General features: G+C 73.0%; 14 protein-coding genes. 2 read left to right on the forward strand and 12 right to left on the reverse strand.

What is annotated here, in order from left to right; all coding sequences use genetic code 11:
* Nucleotides 1-8 precede the first annotated feature (8 nt).
* Both ACZ7L4_RS04475 and ACZ7L4_RS04480 read right to left on the reverse strand, forming a co-directional pair.
* Entirely contained in the window at nt 9-2,144 is a 2,136-nt protein-coding gene (locus tag ACZ7L4_RS04475; protein ID WP_472099591.1) for a phage tail protein, read from the reverse strand.
* Between the two features lie 12 nt (nt 2,145-2,156).
* A complete protein-coding gene (locus ACZ7L4_RS04480; protein WP_472099593.1) occupies nt 2,157-4,391 on the reverse strand; it encodes a putative baseplate assembly protein in 2,235 nt (744 codons plus the stop codon).
* A gap of 149 nt (nt 4,392-4,540) precedes the next feature.
* On the opposite strand from ACZ7L4_RS04480, the gene ACZ7L4_RS04485 reads away from it, so the two are divergent.
* Together ACZ7L4_RS04485 and ACZ7L4_RS04490 are read left to right on the forward strand one after the other, a co-directional pair.
* Nucleotides 4,541-7,483: a hypothetical protein gene (locus ACZ7L4_RS04485; protein ID WP_472099594.1), complete on the forward strand. Its 2,943-nt coding sequence runs from the start codon at nt 4,541-4,543 to the stop codon at nt 7,481-7,483.
* A gap of 2 nt (nt 7,484-7,485) precedes the next feature.
* Nucleotides 7,486-8,502, forward strand: coding sequence for an outer membrane protein assembly factor BamB family protein (locus ACZ7L4_RS04490; RefSeq protein WP_472100393.1), 1,017 nt, complete (start codon nt 7,486-7,488; stop codon nt 8,500-8,502).
* Between the two features lie 17 nt (nt 8,503-8,519).
* Here the strand turns inward: ACZ7L4_RS04490 and ACZ7L4_RS04495 are convergent, their stop codons facing one another.
* The 10 genes from ACZ7L4_RS04495 to ACZ7L4_RS04540 form a co-directional block, all read right to left on the reverse strand.
* Entirely contained in the window at nt 8,520-10,697 is a 2,178-nt protein-coding gene (locus ACZ7L4_RS04495; protein ID WP_472099596.1) for an eCIS core domain-containing protein, read from the reverse strand.
* Between the two features lie 90 nt (nt 10,698-10,787).
* Entirely contained in the window at nt 10,788-12,323 is a 1,536-nt protein-coding gene (locus tag ACZ7L4_RS04500) for a hypothetical protein (RefSeq protein WP_472099598.1), read from the reverse strand.
* A gap of 13 nt (nt 12,324-12,336) precedes the next feature.
* Nucleotides 12,337-13,002, reverse strand: a complete 666-nt coding sequence (locus ACZ7L4_RS04505; RefSeq protein ID WP_472099600.1) for a phage baseplate assembly protein V — start codon at nt 13,000-13,002, stop codon at nt 12,337-12,339.
* Complete coding sequence (locus ACZ7L4_RS04510; RefSeq protein WP_472099602.1) at nt 13,002-14,087, reverse strand: phage late control D family protein; 1,086 nt, start codon at nt 14,085-14,087, stop codon at nt 13,002-13,004. The genes ACZ7L4_RS04505 and ACZ7L4_RS04510 overlap by 1 nt, the downstream gene beginning before the upstream one ends.
* Nucleotides 14,080-14,280: a hypothetical protein gene (locus ACZ7L4_RS04515; RefSeq protein WP_472099604.1), complete on the reverse strand. Its 201-nt coding sequence runs from the start codon at nt 14,278-14,280 to the stop codon at nt 14,080-14,082. Before ACZ7L4_RS04515 ends, ACZ7L4_RS04510 begins: the two co-directional genes overlap by 8 nt.
* A complete protein-coding gene (locus ACZ7L4_RS04520) occupies nt 14,277-15,659 on the reverse strand; it encodes a CIS tube protein (RefSeq protein ID WP_472099606.1) in 1,383 nt (460 codons plus the stop codon). The genes ACZ7L4_RS04515 and ACZ7L4_RS04520 overlap by 4 nt, the downstream gene beginning before the upstream one ends.
* A complete protein-coding gene (locus ACZ7L4_RS04525) occupies nt 15,659-16,168 on the reverse strand; it encodes a phage tail protein (protein WP_472099608.1) in 510 nt (169 codons plus the stop codon). Before ACZ7L4_RS04525 ends, ACZ7L4_RS04520 begins: the two co-directional genes overlap by 1 nt.
* Entirely contained in the window at nt 16,161-18,203 is a 2,043-nt protein-coding gene (locus ACZ7L4_RS04530; RefSeq protein WP_472099610.1) for a phage tail sheath family protein, read from the reverse strand. The genes ACZ7L4_RS04525 and ACZ7L4_RS04530 overlap by 8 nt, the downstream gene beginning before the upstream one ends.
* Before the next feature lie 5 nt (nt 18,204-18,208).
* Nucleotides 18,209-18,661: a phage tail protein gene (locus ACZ7L4_RS04535; protein ID WP_472099611.1), complete on the reverse strand. Its 453-nt coding sequence runs from the start codon at nt 18,659-18,661 to the stop codon at nt 18,209-18,211.
* Between the two features lie 34 nt (nt 18,662-18,695).
* Nucleotides 18,696-20,624: a phage tail sheath family protein gene (locus ACZ7L4_RS04540; RefSeq protein ID WP_472099613.1), complete on the reverse strand. Its 1,929-nt coding sequence runs from the start codon at nt 20,622-20,624 to the stop codon at nt 18,696-18,698.
* Between the last annotated feature and the right edge of the window lie 7 nt (nt 20,625-20,631).

A 20,631-nucleotide genomic window follows, 5' to 3' on the forward strand; every position in this document is an offset into this window, starting at 1 on the left:
TCTGCTCGTCACCCCTCGCACACCGGCGGTACACCCACGACCCCGTCCCCGCCGACCGCGACCCGGCCCACCACCGCGAGCCCCCACCGGGCGCCCGCCCCGACGACTGAGGTGAGTCCGACGTGCAGGTGGCGGCCGACGCGCATGCCGGGGCCGAGTTCGCAGATCTCCACCTGGGTGTGTGCGGGCCGCTGGTCCGCGAGGATCTTCTCCACGACGTCCCGCTGCTCGCGGCTCAGGTCGGCGGGGACGAGCACGCTGAACCGGTGGGCCGCGGTGGCGAAACCGTCGGGGGAGCCGCGCGGCCCGGCCGCCGATCCGTCGCCGGGGGAGCCGCCGGTCCTGATCGTCGCGCCGAGCCGCGCGGGCGCGGGGCTGCCTGGGCCCGCTCCGAGCACGGCGCCGGGGACGCCGCGCAGCCGCCAGCTCTCGACGAGGGCTGGCGGACGGCCCAGGTAGAGCGACAGGATCCGGGTCAGCGCGGCGAGCGTGCCGCGCCGCGCGAACAGGGCGTACGCCTGCGCGATGAGCTCCCGGCGGGCCGCCTCCGGCCAGCGCCGGTCCAGGGCCAGACCGGCGAACCCGGCGAGCCAGGCCAACGCCTCCTGCGGAGTGGCCGACGGGTCGACCAGCAGGGCGCGCCGCACGGCGCGGCCGTCCAGCTCACGCAGCAGGCCGTCCAGCGGAGCGAGGAAGCGGTGCAGGAAATCGGCGTCGCCGTCGTCCCGGGACCAGGCGCGGGGGAGATGGTGGAGCATCCGGTGGCCGGGCCGCTCGACCCGCAACTCCCGCACCCGAGGTGTGAGTTCGGTGGTGCCGGCGAGGTCGATCAGCAGCCACAGGTAGCGGCCGGGTGGGGCGCCCACCGGGACCTCGTAGGTCTCGAAGCGGTCGTCCGCCGGGATCTGCGCCCAGGGCTGCTCCCGGCCCGTCGGCCTCCGGAACAGCGGCGCGGCGGTCGACGTGCTCGCGACGGCGAGCGCGGTGGCCTCGGGAAGCGGCGGCGTCAGATCGGGCCGCCGGACGGTGACACCACCCCGGGCCGGGGGAGCGGGGGAGACGGGGTCGATGACCTCGTCGTCGTCCGTCGTGAGTCCGCGCACGGCGACATCGGTGCCGGGCGGCAGACACGCGTCGAGGAAGACCCGCCCCCAACGCGTGCGGTATGCGCCGCTGTCCAGGCGGTAGGTGACGACGCGGCCCGATGCGAGGTGGCGGACACGGGGGTTGCCGGCCCAGGTGTACCCGCCCACGGAGCCCGCGGCCCGGTCGGTCGTGTACACGAGACGGCCGTGGGACTCCGCAATCGAACCCCCGTCGAACCCCGGCTGTGCCAGTGGATCGAGTTCGAGCACCCCGGTGCCGAGCCCCGTCTCCTCCACCGGCGCGAAGCGGCGCAGCGCCGCACCCGGCCGGCAGGCCACGGCCAGCGTGCCGTCCGCGCGGGCCGACAGGTCGACCGCGCCCGGCACTTCGACCACCGGGTGGCCCTCGGTGTCGGCGATCAGTGGGGGCAGGTCCGCGCGGTCCCACAGGACGAGCACCGTCCCGTCCGGTGCCGTGGTGACCCGCACCGCCGCCACGGCGCCCCGACACCGCGGACGCACCAACGGTGGCCCGGCGCAAGGACCTTGACACCCGGCGACCACGAGAAGGCCGACGGGCCGCCGGGTCAGAACCAGCGCAGCACGGCAGTGCGCCGCGACGTCCACCGCCGTGCGCCGCGGATGCCGCGGCGTGGCGACCGTGACCTTGCGCAGCGCTCCACGCGCCCACAGATCGACGACCGTGATCCGCGCACCGGCGTCCTGGATGACGTACAGCCGCTGATCGGAGTCGACGGCGAGGGCGGACGGGCGTCGGAACGGGCCTGCCCAGTCCAGATCGGTCGTGGACAGCGGGCCCGCCTCCGGCGCCCGGACCCCGATCCGGTCCTCGTCGGGCCAACTGCGGTAGGCGCTGCCCCACCGGTCGAAGGCGAGACCGGGCGGCGGCCGGCGCACGGGAACGTCGCCGTCGGGAACCGACTCGGTGTCCTGCCAACCGAGTTGGATGCCTCCGCCCGGCAGCAGGGCGGTGTTCTCATGACGGCAGCGGGCCCACTGGTCGGGATGGGCGAGCAGGCTGTACGCGGCGGTGTCCATGCCGGACCCCGCTCAGCAGACGTCGCGCGGAAGCGGCGCGATCACCACGTCCGCGTCGGCGGGCGGGAGCGGGCGGTAGCCGCTGCCGGGGGCGAGCGGCGCACCCGACACCACCGTCAGGTCGACGACTTCGGGGAGTTGGTAGCGTTCGAGCTCGACCAGCGGCACCGTCCGCATGCCGTTCGGTGCCGCTCGATCGGGCACGGCGAGCAGCAGCCCGTCCAGGTACTCCACCCCGTCGACCTGCACGGCCACGGCCTCCAGCTCGGCTCGCCGCACGGTGCGCCCGAGCGGCCAGCCCTGGCCTTCGGGGCCGAACGGGGGCAGGGGGGCCAGGAATTGGCGCAGGATGAGCTCGACCCAGCGGCGCACGGCGTCCACCTGGAACCCTTCGCGTACGACGATGCCCGCGGCCAGGCCGACCGGACGGTACTCCGGCGGGATCACATACAGCTCGGTGGTGATCAGCCGACGCGGATCGAGATGCCGGGTGACCTCGCGCAGCAGGGCCCGGTCGGGCAGCGGGGCCGCCGGGGCGCGGACGTCATCGGAGGGCAGTACGAGGACGCTGACCACGCCCGCCGCGGGGACCTCGGGGTGGTCGGGGTGCAGTAGCCGCAGCGTCTCCGCGCGGACCACCCCGGGCACCTGTAGGGCCAGTTCACGGAAGTCGTCGGTGGTGACGGCCCGGTCGCGGCGGTGCACCTCGCCGGGGATCCGCTCCAGCGTGGCGTCCAGCGGCTCCGCGTCGCGCCCGCCCGTCGCGGGCAGCGGATTGCCGACCTCGACGCCGGTGGCATCGACGACCTGGTCGATCGCACCGGCCGGCACGTTCCCGGCCGCGCCGCCGCCGTACCGGTAGGCGCGCACCCGGATCCGCTCCCCGATCTGCGGCACCCGCGGGCCCTGCCCACCACTGCCGAACCGCACCTCGCCCGCCGCGAGATCCACGGTGTAGTGCCGGTCCCCGGCGCGGGACGCGGCGAAGCCCCCGACCTCGCTCCACTGCCGCCAACGCCCCGCCTCCTCGACGTCCAGCACGACGGTGCCGGCCAGAACGCCCTGACGCACCAGCGGGTACGCCTGTCCGGCGCCGCCCGTGCCGGTGCCGAGGAGTTCCGGGGCGGGGATCGATCGGGCCTGGGTCGCGCGGACGGCATTGGCGCCCACCCAGCGGACGCGGTGGATCGGTTCGCCGGAGCCGCTGGTGTCGCCGGAGCCGTTTGTGCTGCCGGTGCCGCCGGCGCCGGGCTGCGGCCGGGTCGCATGCAACCAGGCGACAACCCGGGCGGCCGTCGCCGCGTCCTCCAGCGCAGGCGGACTGTCGGCGCCTCCGGACGGCGGCGCGGAAGGATCGGGCAGCGCCAGTGGATCGGGCAGCGTCAGCTCCACGACCCCCGTCGTGGTGAGCCCTTCGGTGGTGTCCGCGGCGACGTCCAGCGTGCGCGGCGGTGTGCCGTCGCCGGTCCACAGCCGCCACAGTGTCGGCGGCACCTCACCGTCCAGGGCGGTCGACCGATAGCGCTCGGCGCCCGCCGCGTCGAGCTCGCCCAGCCGGAACGACCGGTCCGTACTCTCGTCGAAGGCGATCCCCAGGCACAGGGCGCGCCCGCCCAACTCCGCGGCGAGCGGCTCCGCTTCGACGCCTTCCCCCCGCAGCACCGCGACCCACAGGGCCCGGTCCACGGCCTCGGCCACATCGACCGGCTCCGCGCCGGGCGCCGCGGGATCGGTGGGCAGCACCCGCGGCCGGAAGAACCGCACCCGCCCACCACTGCCGAGCCCGAGCCGCAGCAGCGCGTCACAACGGCGCGCCTGCTCCGCGGCATCGTCCTCGGCCGCCGCGGGCACCCCCTCCTTCACCACGCCGAACGCCTCAACCGGCCACACGGCCACGTCCCGCTCGGTCTCGAACGACACACCCCCGCCCCGCAGTTCACCCCCGCGCGGCACCCGCACCCCACCCGTCACCCCGGTGCGCAGGGCAGCCAACACGTGCGCGGGCCGTGCGGGCAGCGCGGGCACCCCGAGCAGGCTCAGGAACGCGACCTTCGTGGCATCCGGAATCTGGTTGAACCGAAACAGCACGGACTCACCGAGGAACGCGAACAGGTCGAGCAGCGCGATCCCCGGATCACTGTCGTTGTGGTCCGTCCACTCCGGGGTGAACGTGGGGATGCGCTGGATCAGCTCGGCGCGCAGCTGCTCGAAGTCACGGTCGTCGAGGACGGGGGCGATGAGGGTCATGGCCTGCCGTCCGGGGCAGGCACCAGCCGGTTCTCCATGCTCCGATCGTCCGCGCGCCCACGTCACGGCAGCGTTGCGGGGGCCGCGGCTCGGGGTGGGCCAAGGCGCCGGTGACCGGCAGGTGACGGTCGGCCTGTTGACCTGACCGGATGGGAAACGGTAAGCGCGCGGTGCGGGCCCCCGTCAAGCGGCCGCCCCCGGGCAGCAGCGGACGCTCGCCGGCCCCGTCCACCGGACGCGGGGCCGCCGGTGCGCCCGGAGCCCTGGCGCTGGACCTGTCGCGCACGGTGTCCGGCTCCGCCGCCCTGTCCGCCGCGCTGGGCGAGGCCGTGGTGGTCGCGCCGCTTCAGACCGGCGCACGGGTCAAGGACGAGGGCGTCACGGTGGACCAGCCCGATGCTCGGACCACGTTGTTCGAGTACGGTCCCTACCAACTCCAGGTCCGGGCGCAGGAGCCGGCGGCCCGCTACGCCGCCTACCTGGACCCGGCTCCGCTGCCGCCCCCGCGCGCGGCAGCGGACGCCGAGCTGGTGCTTCCTGAGCCGTCGCCCCCGCTGCCGCAGCGTACCGTGCGGGTGGCGGTCACCCACGGAGTGCTCGTCCAGCGGACCCCCTCGTCACCCCTGGAGGACGGCTCGCCCGAACTCGTGGTCCAGCAGCGCTGGGTGGGCGGCAGCCAGTTCCTCGACCCGCTGACGGAGACGGTCATCGGGCCCTGGGTCAGGGAGGTTCAGCTCGGCGACGGCGCCGTCCAGGTCGAACTCGACGAATCGGCGATCCGGATCAGCCCACCCGGATCGTCCCGCGGCCCGGCCCGCGGTTCGTGGACGGTGCACACGCAACCGCGCTTCGCGTACCGGATCGAAGGGGAGTGGGCGGGCGCGATGCGTAACGAGCGCATCGTCGTCGTGGCGGCCTCACCCGGTGTCCGGGTCGAAGAGCTCACGCTCGACCGACAACTGGCGGTGCAGACGTACGGCCGAAAACTGGTGCTGCAGCTGGTCAGGGTGGCGCATCCGGCCCTGGTTCCGGCCCAGGGCGCTGCGATCGACGCGACCGTTCTCGCCGGCCCGCAGCCCGTCGACGATGCCACCGCGGGCCTGCTCCAGCTGCCGGGCGCCCAGCCGCACCCTGTGCACGTCGAGAAGAGCCTCTCGGGCAGCGTCGACGTCCGGCATCGCAGCGGCGCCATGGTTTCGATCACCGCCAATGCACAGGAGCTGAGCTCCACTTTCGGCGCCGCCTACGCGTGGCAGGTGGTCACGGGGCTGCCCACGGGTGACGAGATCAGGATCGCGGCGGGCCCGGGCACGGTGGTCGCTCTCGACGAGCCGCTCCCGCCCGACACGACCCGCGGCGGAGCGGTCTCCAGCATCGAACTGCGCGAGGTCGCGGCCGGCCGGGGCCTCGACGCCGCGGGCCTGTCCATACGGATCGTCGAGCTGCCCATGGCGGATCTCGTACCGGTGCAGGGCACACCACTGAACCTGGATTATCTGGTCAGCCAGGGCGGGTGGTACCGAGAAGTCGACCGGCACGAGTGGCTGGGCACGAACGACCTGCCCTACGAGATGTCGGCCACCGTCCTCGACACGCTGCTCAGCGCGATCCCCGTCTTCGGCGCCTTCTACCAGGCCGGTGAATTCGTGTACGGGCTGCGGACCGGCCGGGACTTCTACGGCCGCGAACTGTCGGGCCTCGACCTCGCCCTCCTGGGGGTGGGCGCAGTGATGGAACTGATCCCGCTGATCGGCCCGCTCGTCGTGCGTGCAGTCGGTGCCGGTGTCCGCGCGGGAGAAGCGGCCCTCCGACTCTCCGCTGCCGCCGCCAGGGTCGGCCTGACCGAGGGACGGCTGGAACAGGTGATGTGGCGGCTGTACCGGGTTTCGGCGGTGGACGACGCAGAGGTCGTGGCCCGCGTGACACAGGCGCTAAGCAAAGGCCACGACATACCGGTCAAGGACATCGACCGGATTTCGGGACTGCTGCGCAGGCTCGGCGCCAACGAAGAGGCGCTGGCCCGGTCCCGCTGGGGCGGGCTCGTGCGCGTCGCGGAGGAGGAAGGCGCGGCCGCCGGGCGGGGGTTGGGGACGGAGGTCCGCGCGTGGGTGTCCGCCCTTGACGCCGAAAGCCGGTTGAGGCTGCGCGTCCAGCCAGGTCTGGCACAGGCCTACGAGAGCATGGACCCGGCCGTACGACGTCTGCTGACCTGGTGTGGATCGGCCTGTCTGCTCGGCGTGACACCGACCCGTCCACAAGCCGCCCGCCTGCGGCGCCTGATCAGAGCAGGGGCACTGACCGAGGGCTCGCTGGCCGAGCGGCAGGCGCGTGTGTTCCTGCACCGGGCGGGTGACGAGCTGGAGTCCGCCATCCGCGCACTGGAAGGGAGGGCAGGCTCGGCGAAACGGCTGCGGCGCTTCCTCGGCCGGATGGTGGACGACGTGGATGTCGTTCTGCACGGGCGGCCCCGCCTGGCCGACACGCGCGCGGTGCGGGCGGAGATACGCCGTGCCCTGAAGACCGGCCTGGACCCCGTGGTGCTCGCCGAGGTCATGACCGCCGCGAGAGGCGCGGTCCCCAACAGCAGCCGACTCGCCCGTTACCTGACCGAGTTGGGCCGGCTGCGCTCCGCCGGAGTGCAAGGCGTGGACGCCGTGTTGAGCGACCTGGCCAGGCGGGGGAACTGGACTCGCGGCGCGGAGTGGGTCCTGCGCCATCTGGACACGGCGCCCGGAGGGCCGCTGTGGCGCAGCGTGCGCAGATTCGAAGAGGTCGCGGGAACGGCGCTGGGCCGGCGGGAGGTGGACGTGCTGCTCAAGAACGGGCTGCGGCTCCAGCTCAAGTCCTGGTTCGAGTTCCGCCCCCATGTTTTCGTCGAGCAGATCCAGAAGGACTGGCTCCTGGCGGGCAGGTCTCCCCGGGGGTTCCTCTGGGTGTTCGACAGGGCGGCCGGGCTGGCTGACGAAGGAGCCCTGCGGGCCGCCGCCGCGCAGGCGCTGCGCGACGCTTCGGGGCAGGGGAGGCTCGGTATGAGTGCCGCGGAGGTGGAGACACTGATCAGCAACTTCGGCGCGCTCATCGTGGTGAGGTGACCATGCCTTCGTTGGCCCACCCGGAGCCGATCCCCGGCACGGCGGACGTGGCGTGTCTGATGACGCCGGTTCCGGTGCCGGGTGGGGTCCTGCTGCCGCGTCAGGACGGCACGTTGGCGTACCGGGAGGCCGGGGGCGCGGAGCGCTGGCGCATTCCCGCCTTCCCGCCTGGCGCTCCGCCGACCGGGACGGCCGCACTGCGCCGGATCGGCTCTCGCGACATCGTGCTCGACACGGCGGACGCGTGGACCTGCGTCCGGCTGGACACCGGCGAAGTCCGCTGGCAGGCGGCCGACTTCGGTGCGTCCCGGCTGGCCTGTGCGGGGGACGACGGGCGCTATTGGAACTGTCTGCCGACCCCGGGCGGTCAGCTCCTGGCCAGTCTGGACCCCGACTCGGGTGCGGTGCGGGTGGCTGGGGAGTGCGAGCGGTGGGGATTCGTGCTGCTGGCGCCGTCGCAGTCCGTGCTGGTCCTGGAGGCGAACAGCCTGGTCCGTCGGGACACCCGGACCGCCGCCCCGCTGTGGCGCAAGGACCTGCCGCTCGACGCGCCGATGGTCATCGACGCGAGCGGATGCCTGGTGGCCGGCCCCGGGCTGATCCTGCCCGTCGTACGCGGGGGCCTGCTGGCTGTCGACGCCGCGGGGGAGCCCAGGTGGTACCGGCCCCTGGGAGACGCCGTGTTCAGCGTGGCGCGGGCCGGCGATGTGCTGCATCTGCTGTCTCCCCAGCGATACTTCCGGATCGACGCGCACACCGGGCGGATGCTCGGCGAAGTAGACCTGGAAGACGTGCTCCCGGGTGAGTTGCTCCAGGTTCACTCCGCCGTCGTACGAGGCGGCGTGCTCTTCGCCGCCGACCTGTCAGGCCTGCTCCTCGGCCTGGAACTGTCGACCGGGTCGATCTCCTGGGCCTTCCGCACCGGCGCCGAAGTGCCGCCCGGGTGCCCGCTGTCGGTGGGTGAAGGCCAACTGTGGGCCATGGACCTGGCGGGCCGAGTCCACGGGTTCACCGTGTGATCGTCCGGCGCGGCAGCTCACCGCAGATAGAAGGGGTAGACGAGGTCGTCCTCCCGGCGGTCGGCCAGTCGCGTGTAGCTGATCGTGATCCACACCAGGGAAGGATCGTCGCCTGGTTCTACGGTCACCTCCGACACCTGGATACGAGGTTCCCAGCGGCGCAGCGACTCCCGTATATCCTGCCGCATGGCCGTCCGGGTGGCCGGAGTGTTCGGACGCAGCAGAAAGCGCCGCAGTCCGCAGCCGAACGTGGGCAGCATGACCCGCTCCCCGGGTTCGGTGTCCAGGATCGTCTCGATGGACTGCCGGACGAGGGCCTCGCCACCGCTGTACACGAGGCGTCCGGCCCGGTCGGGCCGGAACGGGAAGGCCGGGCCCTGCCCGACCCAGGCGTCGATGGTCATGGTTGCCTCCATGGGAGTCTCTGTGCGGCTCAGGCCATGATCGCGCCGGACAGGTAGCGGGGGGGCAGAGAAGGTCCGCACGGTGATGTCACCCAGGAGGCAGCAACCGAGGCTGCTCGTCTGCCATGTCGCGTACCAGGGGGTGTCCCGCCGGATCTTGAAGTAGTAGGTCCCCGGGGCCAGATAGCGCCAGCTGACCGACGTGTAGCGGCCTGTGGCGAGTGGCTGTGTCTTGAAGTTTCCGTCCGGCCAATGCGGGTTGTCCTTCCACAGGGTGATCGAATAGCCGGTCTCGGGGCAGCTCCCGGCGCCGGAAGCGACCCAGTCGGCACGGATCGACACGGACACTCCGCCGTCCTCGACCCGGAACCTTCGGGATTCCAGGCCTTCCTGACAGATCAACAGGGTGCTCGCGAAGTCGGCGGGTTGCGGCACGGCGGTCACGGCCGGCAGTCCGGTCGTCGGCGTGGACGGCGGGCAGACCGGCGCTGGTCGGGTTTCGGCGAAGCTGCCACCCCCGATGCGCGGACCGCGGGCCCGTGTGTGGATGTCGAAGGTGCCGAAGTCCACCGAGATCGAGGAGGCGAAGAACTCGTTGCCGGGTACGTAGCCGTCCACGGTCGCCTCGTACCACAAGGCGCGGCGTCGGTCATGGGCGAGGTTGATCGCTTCGCGTTCGGCGCCGTGGTACAGGCGGCTGTTCAGGGAGGCGCTGCCAATGATGAGGTTCCAGGCCAGGTGCCCCGGACCGTGCAGATTTCTGGACCCGCTGAACCGGGTGAGCCCGTGCAACACGTGGATCGGGTAGAAGAGCCGGCGTTGGTCCTTTTGGCGGATGCAGTCGAACTGCGTCTTGTAGACCTGCTCATCGGCCACGGAGCCAGTGTTGCCGGGACAGCGGGTCAGCGGCTCGGCCGTCACCTTGCCCGCCTGTCCCTGCGGGCCGACGGCCCAGGTGACCATGGTCAGCCACTTCGGGTCGCCGCAATCCGGCTTCTTCTGTTCTTCGTCGCCCTCTTCCGGTTGCGGCTGAGGCTCGGGTTCTGGTCCGTGGTCCGGTTCCGGTCCGACGCCCGGCTCGGGAGAGAGTTCGGGTTGGCTCTCGCCGATGGTTGGCGTCGGATCGCCCAGGTTTGGTACGGGGCCGACGTACGGCGGGGGGAGGGGGCCGGGGAACGGACTGGTCACGGGCGTGGGCGCCGGACGAAGGAGGGGCAATGTCTGAGGGGGCGGTGCGATCCTGGGGACCGCCATTTGCCGGCGCAGTCCGTCAGCGCCCGGGTGACGCACGACGTGCGTGAGCTCATGCGCGAGCAGGCGCTGTCCAGCTGGGGTGTGCGGAGCGTACTGGTCCGCGCCGAATGCGATGTCCCGTCCGACGCTGAAGGCGCGCGCCGAGAAGTGGTGTGCTGCTGCGGTCGCGTCGGCCCCCGTGTGGACGCGGACGTGGTCCAGGCGGGAACCCAGTAGAGGTTCGAACATGGCCCGTGTCGATGGGGCGAGCGGGCGTCCGCCGGACCAGCCGGGGAGTGCCGTGGTGACGGACATGGGCGAGCGGGCCGTCTGTTCGCCGACGCCTTCGGCCGAAGGCTCGGCGATGGAACGCATCACGCGGCCGGCCGTCTGCTCCGCTTCACGCTCGTCGGGGTCCTCCGGCCGGTTGATCGGCGGATGGCCACCCCCGCACCAGCCGTCCGCGGGGCGCCGCCGCACCGTGTCGAGTGCCAGGAAGTGGGACGACGGGGACGAAGCCGTCCGCCACGACGCCGCCGAGGTGGACACAGTGCGCATCGGTGACGGTACTGACGACCGTCGACCGGAACGTTCCGCGGACCGTGAGTCCGTTGTGAAACGCATCCCCGAAGGATGCCCTCGGCGGCGTCACGGCGGCGTCGCGCCTGTGCACAACGGATCCTCCGGCCTGCTCTCCGCCCCCGCGACCCCCGGCCGCGCCGCCTGCTTGGGGTCGAGGCCCTGGACCAGGTCCCCGCCCTCCGAGGGGCTGAGGGACGCGTCCTCGAGTTGTTCCGCCGCGTCGACCGTCTCCATCACCTCGTTGAGATCGGTCCGCTGCTCCGCCGGCATGGCGGCGAACGTGCCCCCGCCGTAGAGGTAGGTCTGGAGCGTCTGCAGCGCCTCCGCGTCGCTCGGCCAGCAGAACCGCAGCAGCAACAGCCACCACAGCTGGAAGACGAACACGACCACCGGCAGGAACAGGCTGAACACGAACATCGAGACGATCATGAAGAGTTCGAGGGCGAACGTGCAGCGGCTCGTGGTCGTGCCGAAGCCCGGGGCGCGTTTCGGTGGGAAGGACGTGGGGTCCATGCGGAGCTGGGAGCCGGGGGGTTGGACGATTTCGACGCCGCCGGGGCCCGGGGGCAGCGCCGCGCGGGCGGCCACCGCGCGCAGGTCCGGCATCGTGATCGTCACGCGGTGGTTCTTGGTGCCCTCCGGGTCCGCATGCGGCGCCAGGCGGTAGGGGAGAGTGGGCTCGCTCCAGGAGAAGCGGTCGGGGCAGGTCTCGTGGCCGGGGCCCGGGTGCTGCCGGGCCAGGCAGCGCACCGTGTAGATCGTCCGGTCGTCGAGGCGCGGCAGACCGCGTTCGTCGAGGTCCGCGGAGTGCGTGGGCACGACGCCGAACCACAGGGCGCGGGTGCGGGCGGCGGCGCAGTCCGCTTCCCCCGGGGGCAGTCGCCACATCGGGAGTTCCAGTTCGCCGGGGAGGAGCGCGGGCGGCGCGGCGGAGTCCACGTGCCGCCACACCCCCGTGCCGGCCCGTCCCGGCACCCATCCCTCGACCGTGCGCCGTGGGCGCACCTTCGCCCACAACTCCTGCTGGTGGGGCGTGAGACGCAGTCCCGCCGCCGCGCCGACGAACGCCATGTCGTCCATGTCGTCGGGGTCGGGCACGGGTGGCGGAGAGTCCGCGGCCATGGCCTCAGCGGCATCCGGGGCCTTGGACAGTGAGTGGATCAGGCTGCGCGCCAGCTCGCGCAGCGCCTGTTTGTCGTGCACCAGTGTCCGCTCGCGCCGGATCACGAACGACAGGCCCACGCCCTCGGCCGCGCCCGCCCTTGGTAGTCCCGGCTCGTCGCAGAAGAGTTCGACCACGACGGCGTAGAAGCGTTCGTGCAGCGGCTGGTACAGCTTGCGCAGCGGGGAGCGGACGATCGAGTGGTCGACGAAGCGAAGGCGTCCGCTCTTCACTCCGCCCTTCGGCACCGGGACGGGAAAACCCCATCGGTCCTCGTCGACGAAGGCCAGGCTGTCGCGCGGGTCCGCAAGCAGCCGGTCCACGAAATCCGTGCCGCCGTACTTCTGGAGGGCCGGCTGGCGCGCCGCCGCGTCGAAGGGGGTGAGGTTCTCGCGGGCGCGTACGTACCAGGGGGCGCGCAGTGCGTACGAGTGGTCCATGCCGATCCCGTCGTCAAAGGAGGTTGCAGACGCCGGGCGAGTACACCGGCGACGCCACCGCCGCGTTCGCCTGCAGCACCTCGCACCGGACGATCCCGCTGAACGTGGCGACCGGCGTCGTGACATCCACCTTCGCCGCCGTCACCGAGACCGACGTCATGCCGCTGATGTCCACCGACGTCGCCGTGACCCGGACCGAGGCCCCGCCCGCGACCTGAACGGTGACCGTGCCCGGGCCCGCGTCGTCGAGGGTCAGGTGATGGCCCCGCGCGGTGCGCACCGTGACCTTGGGCGACGCCCCGTCGTCGAACTGGATGCGGCTGCCCGAACGCGTCTTCCACGTACGCAGGTTGTTGGCGCGGGTCGCCGGTGTGGGCAGCGGGGCGGTGCCGTTCCAGGCGCAGCCGACGACATATGGCCTGCGCAACTGGCCCGCCTCGAAGGCCACCACAACCTGGCTGTCCCTTTCCGGCAGGATCTGCAGGCCCTGATCGCCGTCGGCGTACGGGGAGCAGAGCGTGGCCCAGGCGCGTACGTCACGGTCGCCCGCCGCGCCGAGCCACGGGAAGCGGACCTCGATCCGGCCGAGCCGCTCCGGGTCCACGAGGTCGGTGACGACTGCCGGGTAGACCCCGAAGTAGCCCGGTGCGGAGCCGTCCACGTGCGGGTGCGGGCTCATCACGCCACCTCGTTCACGGTCGCCCGCTCTGCGTGGAAGCAGGTGCGGAAGCCGGAGACCTGGTCGAAGGAGTGCTGTACGTAGGTCACGTAGTAGCCGCCGCCCTCGAACGGGGCGCCGACGTCGGCGAGTTCGAGGCGGCTGCCCACGACCACGTCGGCATTGCCCCGCAGCAGACCGCTCATGGTGACGAAGCGCCGCCCCCTGCGGAGCATCTCGGCCCTGGCGTACGAGCGGGCCTCGTCGAGGGTGAGGGCAGCCTCGCGGACCCGGTAACTGGCGCTCTGCGCGAGGGCGTCGCCGACCAGACGCGGTCCCGTGCGGCCGCCGGAGATTTCACTGTCGACGACCTCGGGCCCCGCCTGCGCCTCGATGGTCCGCTGGGTGCGCGCGTCGTATCCGGTCACGGTCACGCTGCCGCGCTGATGGGCGAGGTCCGCGCCGATCCGCGCGGACAGCAGATGGTTTCCCTGGACCGCGACGACCTTCGTCCCCGGACGCTTGTCCCTGGTACGGAAGTGCAGCGTGTTGCCCGTGCACCACAACTCGGCCTGGATCAGCCGCGCCCGCTCCCGTAGGAACGCCAGGTCGCTCTGGTTGAACTGCTGGACGACGTCGTAGTGCGCGCCATCGGCGTCGACGTCCGCGTCGAGACCGTGCGCGCGGGCGAGGTCGCGGGCGATCTGGGCGTCCGTCGTCCTCCGGTAGGTGCGCATCCGGCGCGTCATGCGCAGCCGCATCAACGGGTCCTCGGCGTGCAGGATCACCACGGGCGCGCTGCCGTCGCGGAACTCGGCCTCGACGGCGGAGACCGTGCCCTGGAAGACGTACCGCTGGCGCTCGTCCGGGCCGAGGCTGACCTCGATGCTCCCGCCGAGGCCGACATCGCGGCCGTCGAGGTGGCGCATCCGCCCCGGCGGCCCGGTCGCGCCGGAGTCCGTGGCGACGAGGTGGGCCCGCAGGGTGCGCAGCCCCTTGGTGCTCTCGGTGACCTCCAGGCGTACGCAGTCGCGGGCCAGGTCCGGCGCCAGGGCGCCGCGCACCCGGAACACCGGCGTCGCGATCGCCGGGCTGGTCTCAGTCATCGAAGCCGTCGGCGCGAGTGCGTGCCTCGACCCAGTCGAGGCGGCCCCTCAGCTCGCTCCAGGCCGCCTCCGCGGCGCCAGGGACGACTCCGTTCGGCCGGGTGTCATCGGGGCCCGCGGCGCCGACCGTACTCACGTACGTGTGCACCTCGTCCACGCTGACCGTGCTCGCGCGGGTGCTCATGGAGTTCACCGGCAGTCACCTCCTGGTCGCCAGCGCATCGTGCTGGGGCGGGCGTCACGGGCGCGTTGTGCGGCGTCCGCCGCCGCCCGCCCGGACGTTCCGGGGGTGAGCCGTTCCCAGGGCGGGCCGTTCGTCGCCGCGACGGCTGCCTCGCGCGGCCGGGCCCGCGCGGTGAGACTCCGGGGGCCGCCGGCCCGGCTGTCCGCGGCGGTGGCCGGCTGCGGTCGGGCCCGCAAGGGCAGTGCCCTGCCGTACGCGAGCAACCGTGGGTCGACGAGGGCGGACGCCGGGTCCAAGGGGACGGACGCCGGGGCCACGGACGCGGACACCGAGGCCGGTCGCGCGCCCGGCGGGCCTCCCGCGTCGCGCACGGAGAACGACGCGCGTGCCGCCCCCGCCTCGGCCCGTGCCCGCGCGCCCGCGAGCCGTGCCGCGGCCGCCGCCACGCCGCCCGCCGCGGTCAGCCGCAGCCCCGCAGGAAGCAGCGCGGCGGCGGATCCGCTGGCGGTGGCGGTCACTTCGGCGTCCCCGGCGCGCACGACCGCGCCCGGGCCCACGACCGAACCCGCGCCCATGCCCGCCGCGAATCCCGCGACGCCGCCCCGTCCCCCCGACGCCGCGATCTCCGTGCCCGCCCGAACGGCGAGCCCGGCCGGCAGGTTCAACGGGTCTTCGACGCCGTCGGCCAGCGCCCGCCAGGCCGCCGGGCTGCCACCGATGCGGGCGGCGAGGTCGTGCAGGCTCTCCCCGTCCAGCGCCCCCACCACTTGGGTCGGCGCCGCGGTGCCCCGTTGGCCGGGGCGGGATCCCGGCGGTGGTTCCAGTGGCCGGGACGAGGGCCTGACCGGCACGGAGCCGCCCGGCTCGGTGGCCGGGTCGTCGGTGCGCGCTCCGGGGCCGATCGCGTTGGCCTCCAGCGACGGGTCCTGTTCGGTGATGCTCAGACTGAGCCTGGCCCGCAGCGCACGGCCGTCGGGACTGAAGTAGTCGATGTCCTCGGTGACCTGGGTGACCCGGCCGTTGAAGAGGAAGGTGCCCCAGTGGAACTGCACCAGCGGCGCCGGACTCTTCGGCTCGTCGGCGGGCGGCTGAACGAACCGGCGCACGGCCGCGGTGCGGGTCCTGACGTCGACCCCGTCCTCCTCGGCGGTGTCGTACTCGAGCTCGAACGACAGGACCGAGGACTGTACGGACGCGTTCTGCCGGGGCTGCGCCTTGACCGTGACGCCGCCCGCGTCCGCGTGGTTCGAGTACTGGATCTTCAGGGACGTCGGGTTGAACTGGACGTCGATGACGCGCTTCGGCGCGGAGAACCGGGCCTTCTCCCGCGGCCCCGCGTCGGTCAGCAGCGAGATGACGGCCAGCGAGGCCTTCGCGAACTCCGCCATCAGGGCACCAGCCTCAGACCCTCGTGGACGATGTGCAGCTCCTCGATGGCGATCTCGCCGGTCCGCGCGTTGAGCGCCGGGCCCGTGACCTTCGAAGGGAGCCCGCGGACGAACCGCCACGTGGCCCGCGGGTCCTCCCGGCGGGACGCGAAGACATCGACGGTCCCGTCGATCCGCCGCACGGGCGCGGTCCCCGCGACCATGTCCTGCAGCCACTGCCACAGCGCCGGGTCGATCCGGGCGCCGGGGCTCCTCGCGAACATACCGCGCTTGAGGACGAGCGGTTCGAGCTTCACCCGTCCCACCCGGCGGATCACCGCGTCGTTGCGGCCGCCCTCCAGGTGGTCGCGCACGTCCGCCTGGAGTTCGAGACCGGAGCACTCCTGGAAGGCGCCGGTGGCGAGAGTGCCGCCACCGCGAGAGCCCGGACTGTCGGTCAGGGTCACCTCGAAACGGAACGACTGCAGGACGTCGCGCGGGAACGGCTGGTCCTGGGGCGTGCTAACCACGGGCTGCCTCCTGTATGTCGAGGGAATCGCCGTCGAGGGTGAGCCGCACCACGAGGAACTCCAGCGGGCTGCTCGGCGCCACGCCGACCTCCAGCACGATCCGGCCGAGCGCGACCGACTCGGGCGGGTTCAGGTCCGCGTCCGCCCGTACGAAGAAGGACTCGGTCTCGGACGCTCCGGTGAACGCGCCCTGCCGGAACAGGCCGCGCAGCAGGTCCTCGATGTGCAGTACGAGGACGGCCCGCAGCGCCGCCGTGTGCGGTTCGAACACCACCCACTGGCTCTCCCGGTCGAGAGTCAGCCGCAGCATCGTCATCAGCCGCCGCACCGTGAGCTGCCGGTAGTCGGGATCACGGGAGAGGGTGCGCGCCGCGGTGAGCCGGAAGCCGTCGCGCTCGGCCCGGAAGACGTTGATCCCCAGCGGATGCAGGGCGTCGTGCTCGGCGTCGGTGACCCGGTCGGCGATCGTGACGGCTCCCGCGGCGAGTTCGTCCCCGGGGCCCGTGGGCAGCCCGGTGGCGAGCTCACGGGCGGCGACGATGCCTGCCGCGAACGCCGAAGGCGGCACGAGCCGGGCCGTCGTCGGCGACCCGGGCGGCGCCGGTCCTCGCGGTGGCAGTACGCCGAGCCAGGGGTGGTACGCGGCGGCGTAACCGCTGTCGAAACCGGTCCGCCAGTCGGCGGCGGCGCGCGTGGACAGGCCCTGGGGGACATCCGTCAGGACGACGAACCGCTGTGCGGCGTCGGCCAGTCGGACCAGCCACTGCTGCCGGGCCCGCAACCGGGCCAGTTCGTCGGGCAGCCGCGCGTCGAGGTAGGCGGCGTCCGTGCCCGGAGTGCGCAGCAAGGCAGGCCGCGGCGGCGGGGCGCACGGGGCGAACCGGTCGGGCGGCGGGTCGAGCGGCTCCTCGGTCTCCTCGGCAGGCACGACTCCGTTCCACGCGAGGTCGGGGACGGTGAGCAGCCCCAGTTCTGGTACCTGGGCGAGCCGTTCGACGCCGCGGTGTGCGCGCTCGCCCGCCGGGTCCTCGTCCGGGGGGTCGCCCGGTGAGCGGCCCAGGAGGTCCGCCTCGCCGATGTCGCCGTACCGGTCCGTGCCGGGCCGCAGAACCCGGGAGACGATCGGTGCCGGCAGCGGCTCGGGGAGCGCGAGCCGCAGGTCGGCCTCGGCGGCCGCGTCGGACCAGTCGGGCTCCGGTGCGATCAGCCGGGATCCGTCCGACACCACGGAGGCGAGCCACCGCGGGTGGCGCGGTGCGAGCCCGACGTCGAAGGCCTCGACCGTCGGTCCTTCGGGCGCGTGGTCGTCCACGGTGAGCGAGGCGTGCACGAGGCCGAGCGACCGCGTGGACCGGGGCAGCGGAGCGTCCAGAACCCACGCCGACCGGCGTGCACCGGACCCCACTTCACGCTCGGACGTGTCCTCGATCCAGCGGATCCCGGCGCCGCCACGTTCGGTGCGCACATGCAGCAGCGAACCCGGAGGCGCCCGGAGGCCCGCCGGTGGCAGCACCACGCGGTCCGCGTCGATACCGGTGCCCCCTCCGAGCGCGCGCCCGTGCACCGCCGGCTCCACGGTGAAACGCTGGCCGACCCGCGCCTTCAGGGACACCGTCAGCCTGTTCGCCCAGGCGCCCCCGTCGCGCGCCCGCCACCGCACGGGCAGCGCACGGCCCCTGCCGGTGGCGCGCAGCGGGATCCAGCGGCCTTCCGCGTCGTACGCCCCCTGTTCGACCAGTGTGTGGGCCTCGGCGTGCTGCGGCGGGCCCACCCGCAGCACGTACGCCCGCCGCCCCCCTTGGCCGAAGAACGCCGAGACGGCCAACGGCAGCAGGCCGGGCCCGAGACCGAAGCGCGCGAGGTACTCCGGCCAACTGCCCACGGATACTGGCGTGTCGACGGGCCCACGGGCCGCCACCCCGGCGAAACCGGTGGCGTCAAGGGCCACCCGGGACAGGCCGGTGGCGCCCGCCTCCGAGCGGACCCGGTAGACACCGGGCGCGCCGAGGCGCAGTCCTGCGGACGGGACGCTCATGACGGTCAGGTGTTCCGGAAGTCGATGGACTCGGCGACCAGGTGCAGCTCCTCCATGGCCACCTCGCCGCCGCCCTTGCCGCTGAGGGTGGGGCCCACCCACTTCTTCGGCTGGGCGTTGTGCAGCGTCCACGAACACGCGTCGGCGCCCCGCTCGTCCATCAGCACGATGACGACCGTGCGCGGATCGAAGTCACCTCCGCGCGTGGCGCCGAGCCACTGGAACAGGCGCAGATCGCCGACGACACCGCGTTTGAGGGTCACGTCGTCGGTGCTGTTGACGTTGGCGATCTTGCGGACGTGGTTCTGGGGGTCGTTGCCGTTGCGGTACTCGGAGTACTTGACCTCGTTGCCGATGCCGCTGACCTCGGAGAAGCCGGCGGCGAACCCCTCGTCGGTGTCGTCGCCGAGCTTCACCCGGAACTTGAACGCGCCGTACGGATTGTCCCTGACGGGCATGGTGCCCTCCGATCGCGGAAGTGGGGAGGGTGGCTCACGGGCGTCGGGCGTCGGCCGTCCACTGGCCGATGCGGAAGATCACGAACTCGGCCGGATATGTCGGCGCGACACCGATCTCGCAGATCAACCGGCCGTTGTCCAGGTCGTTCTGACTCATCGTCGAACGGTCGCAGCGCACGAAGAACGCCTCCTCGGGCTTGCTGCCCATCAGTGCGCCGGTCCGCCACACGACGAGCAGGAAGTCCTCGATCGTCTGCCGGAGATTGCGCCACAGCCGCTCGTTGTTCGGCTCGAACACCACCCACTGGGTGGACTGGTCGATGGAGTGCTCCAGGAAGATGAACAGGCGGCGCACATTCACATAGCGCCACTCCGGGTCCGAGCTCATCGTGCGGGCGCCCCACACCCGGTTGCTGCGGCCGGGGAAGAAACGCAGCGCGTTGATGCCCTCGGGGTTGAGCACCGACTGCCGCCCGAAATTGACCGCCGTCTCGAACTTGGTCAGCCCGAGCACCACTTCGTTGGCCGGCGCCTTGTGCACGCCGCGGGTCACGTCGTTGCGTGCGTAGATGCCCGCGACGAACCCCGAGGGAGGCAGCAGCAGGGTGGCCGGGGCAGAGCCGGGATCCGGTCGCTGGGTGGGATCGACGATCTGCATCCACGGGTAGTAGAGCGCGGCGTACGAGGTGTCGAACCCGGCGCGGAACGACCGCACTTGGGAAAGCCCGCTCTCGGCGGGCGGGTCGATGATCGCCATGCGGTAACGGAGCCGCTCGCAATGCCCGATGAGATGGTCCGTGGCGGTCTTGCGCGAGTCTGTGTCGGCCAGGCGGACGATGTCGGGGGTGGCGACCAGCGCGATGTCGTCGATCTCCGCGAGGGCGTTCAGGCCGGTGCCGGGCCGCGCGGGGGCGTCGTCGTTCTGCTCGGTGCCCAGCAGGTCATCGGGGGTGAGGGTCTCCCCGTCGTTCCCGGCGGCGCCGTCCGTGAGATAGCCCTGGCTGTCCGCGGCGAGCAGCGCCGCCGCGAGCTGCCCGGCCGTGGGCGCGGTCGGCGCCGGTGCGGGCGGCGGCGGGGGCTCGGTGGAGCCGGGGCGCAGGTAGACCTGGGCCAGTTCGTCGGCCGGGTCCACGGCGCGCAGCACCCGCAGCACCGACCGGGGGTGGTCGGGGTGCGGGGCCAGCTGCGCGTAGGTGTCCGTGCGGCCGTCCGCGGAGGCCACGGTGACGTCCAACTCCAGTTGGTAGCCGGATGTCTGCGGGTCGATCGCCGTGACCCCACCCTGCCCGTCGTCGAAGCCGAGGACCCGGTCGGGGCCGCGGCGTGCCACGAACACGGTCGCCGGGTCGATGGGGTCGCCGCGCCCCAGCAGGGTGTCGCGGGGGAGCACGACGACGGCCGCAAGTTCACTGACGCCCACCAGGCGGGCGCTCCGGCCGTCCGGGTCGGGCACGATCCGGTCCCGGCTCAGCCTGCGCGACACCGTGACGCTGATCTGGCGTCCCGCGGATCCGGGCCAGCGGGCCCGCCACGTCGGCAGCGCCACGGGCGCACCCGCGCCGGCGGGCCCCGGCGCGGTCACCGTGCGCCGGGCGAACGCGGCGTCCATCCGGGCCCTGTCGACGGCGCCGCTCTGGGCGTCGCGCACCCAGGGGAAGACCCGGGCGACGTAGAGCCGGCGGCCGCCGTTGGCGAAGAACGCGCGGGCCGCGTGCGCCAGGTAGTTGGCCCTGCCATCGTCCGAGGGCGAGGACAGATCGCCGAAGGCCCGCTCGAACTCGCTGTACGAGGTCACCAGGGTCGGCTGGACGGGGACCGGCGGGGCGCCCGGAAGCGCGTAGGGGAGGGGACCGTAGCGGGTCAGCCCCGCCATGCCGAAGGTGCTCGTCGGCACGCCCTCGATCGACTTGGACCGGAAGCTCGTCTCCTCGACGTAGACGCCGGGAGTCAGGTACTCGGGCATGTGCAGG

Source organism: Streptomyces sp. NPDC107575 (assembly GCF_055657265.1).